Source organism: Candidatus Thiosymbion oneisti (assembly GCF_900092655.1).
In the GTDB taxonomy this organism is placed as follows: Bacteria; Pseudomonadota; Gammaproteobacteria; order Chromatiales; family Chromatiaceae; genus Thiosymbion; species Thiosymbion oneisti.
Genome location: NZ_FLUY01000033.1, coordinates 1 through 5,787 on the forward strand (window position 1 = coordinate 1; position 5,787 = coordinate 5,787).

Sequence of the window (5,787 nt, forward strand, 5' to 3'; positions counted from 1 at the left end):
GAGGTTGAACGCGCCGTAACCCGACATCCCAGGTTGGCTCGCAGCATCGTCTGTCGGGTTACGGCGCGCCCCAATCCGGTGGCCCAACCGAACACCGAAGCACGCGCCTAACCCGACCTACCACGATCAGCGGTCGGCAGCTAACTTAATGGCATTGATCCGGACGTTGCCTCGTGGGGACGATGATTTTTCGGGGCGTTGGAGAGAAATCAAGAAAGCCTTTTCAAAAGGGTTACCACCAACGGAGAGGCGCTCGGAGGTGCGTATTCGACGCCACGAACGCGCCCTTTGGCAACGACGTTTCTGGGAACATGCGATCCGCAATGAAAATGAGTATGAGGTCTACATGGATTATATTCACTACAATCCGGTTAAACATGGTTGGGTAGAACGAGTTTGTGATTGGCCGTATTCAACTTTTCATCGGTTAGTTGAAAAAGGACTTTATCCCGAAGATTGGGCGAGTGGATCAGTGTGGAAACTAGATGTTGGTGAATGAACATGATTCCACGAATGGTAGGTTCGGTTATGCCTGCGGCGGATGGCGCAAGCTTATCCGCCCTACGCGGGTTGCATGCAATCTAACATGCCGATATCTGCGTGCTACCTGCGTGTAGTAGTAGGTAGGCTGGGTTAGGCGCGTGCTGAAATGTTGGTGTACGCCGGTAAGGTCAAACGCGCCGTAACCCTCTGTGAAAATCTGCGTAATCTGCGGACAAAAAGGATGTCGCCCGGATAAGTGTCAGCAGCCCCTAGCGAATGATGTCCGTGATCTGCCAGGTCTTATCCTGCAATGTCATGCGGATATGGGTGGCGTTTTTGCCGAGTTCCCCCAGGCGGATGAGAAAGCGATCGTAGGACTCGAAGAAGGCGAAGGTGATCGCGGCCATGAAGTAGGGTGGCCGCTCGTCGGTTGCCTGGGCGGTAGCCTCCTTGAGGGTATCGCGGGCCCAGGGGAGGGTAATGGCCTGCTCCAGGGCAGCGTCACCCAGGCGCCGCAGATTCTGCTGCAGCCAGGCCAAGGGGCTGTCGGCGCCTTGGGGGCGAGGTTGGGGGAGACTCAGGCCGCCTTTCAGGCGTTCCTTGTAGTTGCGACGGATGGCCGGTATGTCCAGGAGCTGCTCCAGGGTCCGCATGTCGTTCTTGCCGAGGGCGTTGTCGAGGCGATAGACATGGTAGTAGGGCCAGACGATGAAGGCCACGCAGGCGAACAGGAACAGGTAACGGAGGAGTCGCATCTCGATGTTTCTCTGCCGGGGGACGGTTTCTCTTGCGCAGGCGCCGGATTGCCTGATCTATGCCACTTGAAATTTAACCGCTATCCGCTTCAGGTTGTCCGCGCGTCACGTGCCTGCAGGTAGGCCAGCTCGGAGATGTTGGTCCATTCTTTTGCTTGCCGGAGGAATTTCCGGTAGGAGGTATATACCTTCCGCGAGAATGCGTCCTTCTCCCCGAGTTCGGAGACCACCGCTTCGGCCAGCCGGTGCAGCTTGACAAGCACGTCGTCCGGATAGGCGCGCAGCGCTACGCCGTGCTTGTCGATCAGGGTCCGGAGCGCCACCGGGTTACGGGCGGTGTACTCGGCCAGCAAGTCTTGGTTCAATACCTTGCAGGCGTTGAGCACGATGGATTGCAGGTCCGCGGGCAGGGTCTCGAAGACGGCCTTGTTGATGATGACCTCCAGGGTGCCGCTGGGCTCGTGGAAGCCGGGATAATAGTAGTATTTGGCCGCCTTGTAGAAGCCGAAAGCCAGGTCGTTGTAGGGTCCTATCCACTCGGTGGCATCGATGGTGCCGGACTGCAGGGCGGTGAAGAGCTCGCCCCCCGGCAGATTGACCGGTGTGCCTCCGGCGCGTTTGAGTATCTCGCCGCCAAGGCCCGGCATCCGCATTTTGAGCCCCGCAAGGTCCGCAACGCTTTTGATCTCTTTGTTGAACCAGCCCCCCATCTGGACCCCACCGTTCCCGCCTGGTGCAGGGACCAAACCGAACTGGGCGTAGAGCTCGGTCCAGAGTTCCAGGCCGCCCCCATGGTAGAGCCAGCCGTTCCGCTCCTGGGCCGTCATGCCGAAGGGGACAGTGGTGAAAAACTGGGTGGCTTCGCTCTTGCCCTTCCAGTAATAGGACGCGCCATGGCCCATCTCGGCCGTGCCCTGGGCGACGGCGTCGAAGACCTCGAACGCGGGCACCAACTCCCCGGCCCCGTATACCTTCACCCGGATACGGCCCCCGCTCAGCTCGCCGATGAGTTCGGCGAGTCGGTTGGCGCCGGTGCCCAGACCGGGGAAGTTCTTCGGCCAGGCGGTAACCAGCTTCCAGTTGTGAGCGGGCTTGGCCTGGGCGGCCTTGATACCGACGGTAGAGGCGCTCAGCGCCAGGGAGGCGCTTCCGGCCTGCTTGAAGAAATCGCGACGTTGCATCTCCCATCCTCGTTGCATGGGTTAGGGAAGTGGGGTGGGCTGTGCCCACCAGGTAGGCTCTCTCATCCTCGTTGCATGGCGTCAAGTATGAAGTTGGCGTTGCGCGACCGGATTATACCCATCGCCAGTGGGTTTTGCGGAAAACGAGGCGTGTCAAAGATGGCGTTATTCAGCGTGCGGCATGCGAAGCCGATACTAACCGTATCGAAACCAAAGCCATTGGTCCCCCCTCACTCCAACCCTCTTCCCCAAGGAGGCGAGCAATCCTGAATTATTTGGCGCTGTTTGGGGGAGAAGATCCCTCCTGCGTCGGGACAGGGTTTGACGTGTTGCGTTCGACGCACAACGGCTCGTTGGTCTACGGCCAGGCCGGTGCCAGCGTCTTAACGCAACCTACACCCACATGATCCCCCGCGCGGCCTGCACGTGCGGACCTCGCCTTAAGTGTAGGTTGCGTTAAGCCGCGCGCGAAAACGCCTGGGGGAACAACACGGCGTAACGCAACACGACGTGAGGATCCGTTTTATCCAGACAGCTTCTCACTTTAATTATTGTGTTATCCTATAGGCATTATGAATTATTTTTATGGTTCGACGCTTTTCGAGAAACCAAAACAGATTAAGCATGCCTTCGATCCAGACTTCAAGCAACGGCATTAGCCTCTCTGCTCAAAAACTGCGGGGACTGAGGCGGCGGTGGCGCGGCTTTACTTCTCTGGAGCCTGGTGATCGGCTCCTGTTTCTCATGCTCTGGGGGCAACTAGTCATGATTTCCGTGTTGCTGCGCCTGCTAACGTTAAGGCGCACCCGCCAGCTTCTAATGTACCTTACCCCTAAGAAGCCGGGCTACCCGACCGGATTAGACCAGGCTATGGCTTATGCCCAGCGCATACGGAAGCTGGCCTGGATAGCTAGCCGCCATTTGCCCTTTGATGCCTATTGCCTGCGCCAGTCTGTGCTGATCTGGTGGTTCCTGCGCCGCCGCGGTTTGGCAGCGGAGCTGCGCATCGGAGTCAACAACCAGGAGGCGTTTCTTGCCCACGCCTGGGTCGAGCTCGAAGGGCGATTGGTGAATGAGAGTCCGGATGTCACGGAGAGGTATCGTCCGTTCGACCGGGTGCCCTGAAGGGGAGATCGCCCCGTTTCCCGCCGGTGTCCCAATCCATCCGCATCGCCACCCGCAAATCCCCGCTTGCCTTGTGGCAGACCGAACAGGTGGCGGAGCGGTTGCGCCAGGTCCATCCCGGCATAAGGGTCGAGATTCTGGGCATGCGCACCCGCGGCGACAAATTTTTGGATGCATCCCTCGCCAAGATCGGCGGCAAGGGGCTGTTCGTCAAGGAGTTGGAGCAAGGCTTGCTGGACCAGCGCGCGGACATCGCCGTGCACTCGATGAAGGACGTGCCGGTAGACTTGCCCGCGGGTCTGCACCTCCCGGTGATTATGGAACGGGAAGACCCCCGGGATGCCTTCGTCTCAAACAGCTACGGGGATATCGACGCGCTGCCCGCGGGGGCCTGTGTCGGTACCTCCAGTCTGCGCCGCCAATGCCAGCTTACCGCCCGCCGGGCTGACCTGGTAATCCGACCCTTGCGAGGTAATGTCAACACCCGCCTGAGCAGGCTCGATGCCGGCGAGTACGATGCCATTATCTTGGCCGCCGCCGGCCTGATGCGACTCGGGTTCGAGCAGCGTATCCGCCGCTGCCTAAGCCCGGAAGAGAGCCTCCCCGCCATCGGCCAAGGGGCCATCGGGATCGAGTGCCGTGCCGACGATGGGCGTGTCAATGCACTGATCGCCCCGCTACACCACGCCGACACTGCTGACCGGGTACAGGCAGAGCGTGCCTTAAACCGCCGTCTGAGGGGCGGTTGCCAGACACCGATCGCCGGTTATGCCTTGCTGGAGGACGACCAGCTCCGTTTGCGCGGGTTGGTGGGCACGCCGGACGGAAGCCGGGTCTGGCGTGCCGAACGTTGGGCGCCCCGTACCCAGGCAGAACCCTTGGGTAGCGCGCTCGCCGAGGACTTGATCGCCCAGGACACGAAGGGTGTCCTCGCAGTGCTTGCGGCACCTTGAGCCCCTCCGAGCCTCCGCTGTTCGGTGCTCGGTTTAGAGACTTTCGGCTATTTGCAGGCGTTGAATCTGAGCCTTTGTCGACAAAAAAATCCCCTGGGCAATCCCTACCCAGGGGAACATGTCGCCAAGCTTGGTTGGCACAATCCTTTGGGGCGATAGATCCTCTTGCCCTTGCGTCCTCATGACTATCCTGGGTGGCGACAGTGTTATGATGGCACAGGCCTACCAAGCCGAATATGATCCCATTCCGCTTTCGATGTAGGAATTTTCTTAACCAGTAACAAGATCTTCCGATCCGGTGGAACAACAGAGTACTCAGCGCACTGCCCGGGTGGAGCGCAGCACATTGGAAACCCGCGTCCTGGTCGAGATCGACCTGGACGGAAAGGGGCGTTCCAGCTTCGCCACCGGTGTTCCCTTTCTCGAGCATATGCTCGATCAAGTCGCCCGCCATGGGCTGATCGATCTATCGATCGAGGCCACAGGGGATCTACACATCGACGCCCACCATACGGTGGAGGACATCGGCATCACCCTCGGCCAGGCCTGCGCGGAAGCCCTGGGGGATAAGCAGGCTATCCGCCGCTACGGTCATGCCTATGTGCCCCTCGACGAGGCTCTATCGAGGGTAGTGATCGATCTCTCGGGTCGTCCGGGACTTAAGTTCCATGCCGACTTTTCCCGACCCATGATCGGGGCCTTCGACGTGGACCTGTTCCGCGAGTTCTTCCAGGGCTTCGTCAATCACGCGGGTGTGACCCTGCACCTGGACAACCTGCGTGGACGTAACGCCCATCACCAAGCGGAGACACTCTTCAAGGCATTCGGACAAGCGCTACGCATGGCGATTGAACCGGATCTGAGGATGGGGGGAGTTATACCCTCTACCAAGGGTTCCCTCTAGCCCCGCGGTCAAGGGATGGGATGCAATTGCTTGAATGGGATTTGAGAAGCTGTCTGGTTAAAAGCAATCCTGAGTTATTCGGCGCGGTTTGAGGGACCGGACGTGCTGCGTTTCGACGCACCAAGGCGCGCTGATTGTCTGCGTGGGTCATGCCGGCGTCTTAACGCAACCTACACCCACATGATCCCCCGCGCAGCCTGCACGCACGGACCTCGCTTTGGGTGTAGGTTGGGTTAGGCGCGCTGTTCGATCCCAAAGCACAGTGACAAGGCTGAACGCGCCGTAACCCAACATGCCGTATTCCACAAGCAACGCCAAATAACCCAGGACCGCGCCCGGACCGGCACGGCGCCGAACGCGGCGTAACGCAACCCGACGCTCGGATC

General features: G+C 59.7%; 5 protein-coding genes and 1 pseudogene. 4 read left to right on the plus strand and 2 right to left on the minus strand.

The window, feature by feature from the left end; all coding sequences use genetic code 11:
- Window positions 1–166: 166 nt before the first annotated feature.
- Window positions 167–499 (plus strand): annotated as a pseudogene (locus BQ17_RS19980) (REP-associated tyrosine transposase); the annotation flags it as partial.
- A gap of 253 nt (window positions 500–752) precedes the next feature.
- Here the strand turns inward: BQ17_RS19980 and BQ17_RS00240 are convergent.
- Together BQ17_RS00240 and BQ17_RS00245 are read right to left on the minus strand one after the other, a co-directional pair.
- Window positions 753–1,238 carry a DUF2939 domain-containing protein gene (locus BQ17_RS00240; protein ID WP_089723755.1) on the minus strand — a complete coding sequence of 162 codons (486 nt, stop codon included), beginning with the start codon at window positions 1,236–1,238 and terminating at the stop codon, window positions 753–755.
- Window positions 1,239–1,327: 89 nt separating this feature from the next.
- Window positions 1,328–2,419 (minus strand): TRAP transporter substrate-binding protein, encoded by a 1,092-nt coding sequence (locus BQ17_RS00245; RefSeq protein ID WP_089723756.1) that lies wholly within the window; start codon window positions 2,417–2,419, stop codon window positions 1,328–1,330.
- Window positions 2,420–3,043: 624 nt separating this feature from the next.
- On the opposite strand from BQ17_RS00245, the gene BQ17_RS00250 reads away from it, so the two are divergent.
- From BQ17_RS00250 to hisB, 3 genes are all read left to right on the plus strand, one after another.
- Window positions 3,044–3,544, plus strand: coding sequence for a lasso peptide biosynthesis B2 protein (locus BQ17_RS00250; protein ID WP_176722219.1), 501 nt, complete (start codon window positions 3,044–3,046; stop codon window positions 3,542–3,544).
- A 26-nt stretch (window positions 3,545–3,570) separates the two neighbouring features.
- Complete coding sequence (gene hemC / locus BQ17_RS00255) at window positions 3,571–4,497, plus strand: hydroxymethylbilane synthase (RefSeq protein WP_089723758.1); 927 nt, start codon at window positions 3,571–3,573, stop codon at window positions 4,495–4,497.
- 298 nt (window positions 4,498–4,795) lie between these two features.
- Window positions 4,796–5,401, plus strand: coding sequence for an imidazoleglycerol-phosphate dehydratase HisB (gene hisB, locus BQ17_RS00260; protein ID WP_089723759.1), 606 nt, complete (start codon window positions 4,796–4,798; stop codon window positions 5,399–5,401).
- Window positions 5,402–5,787 lie beyond the last annotated feature (386 nt).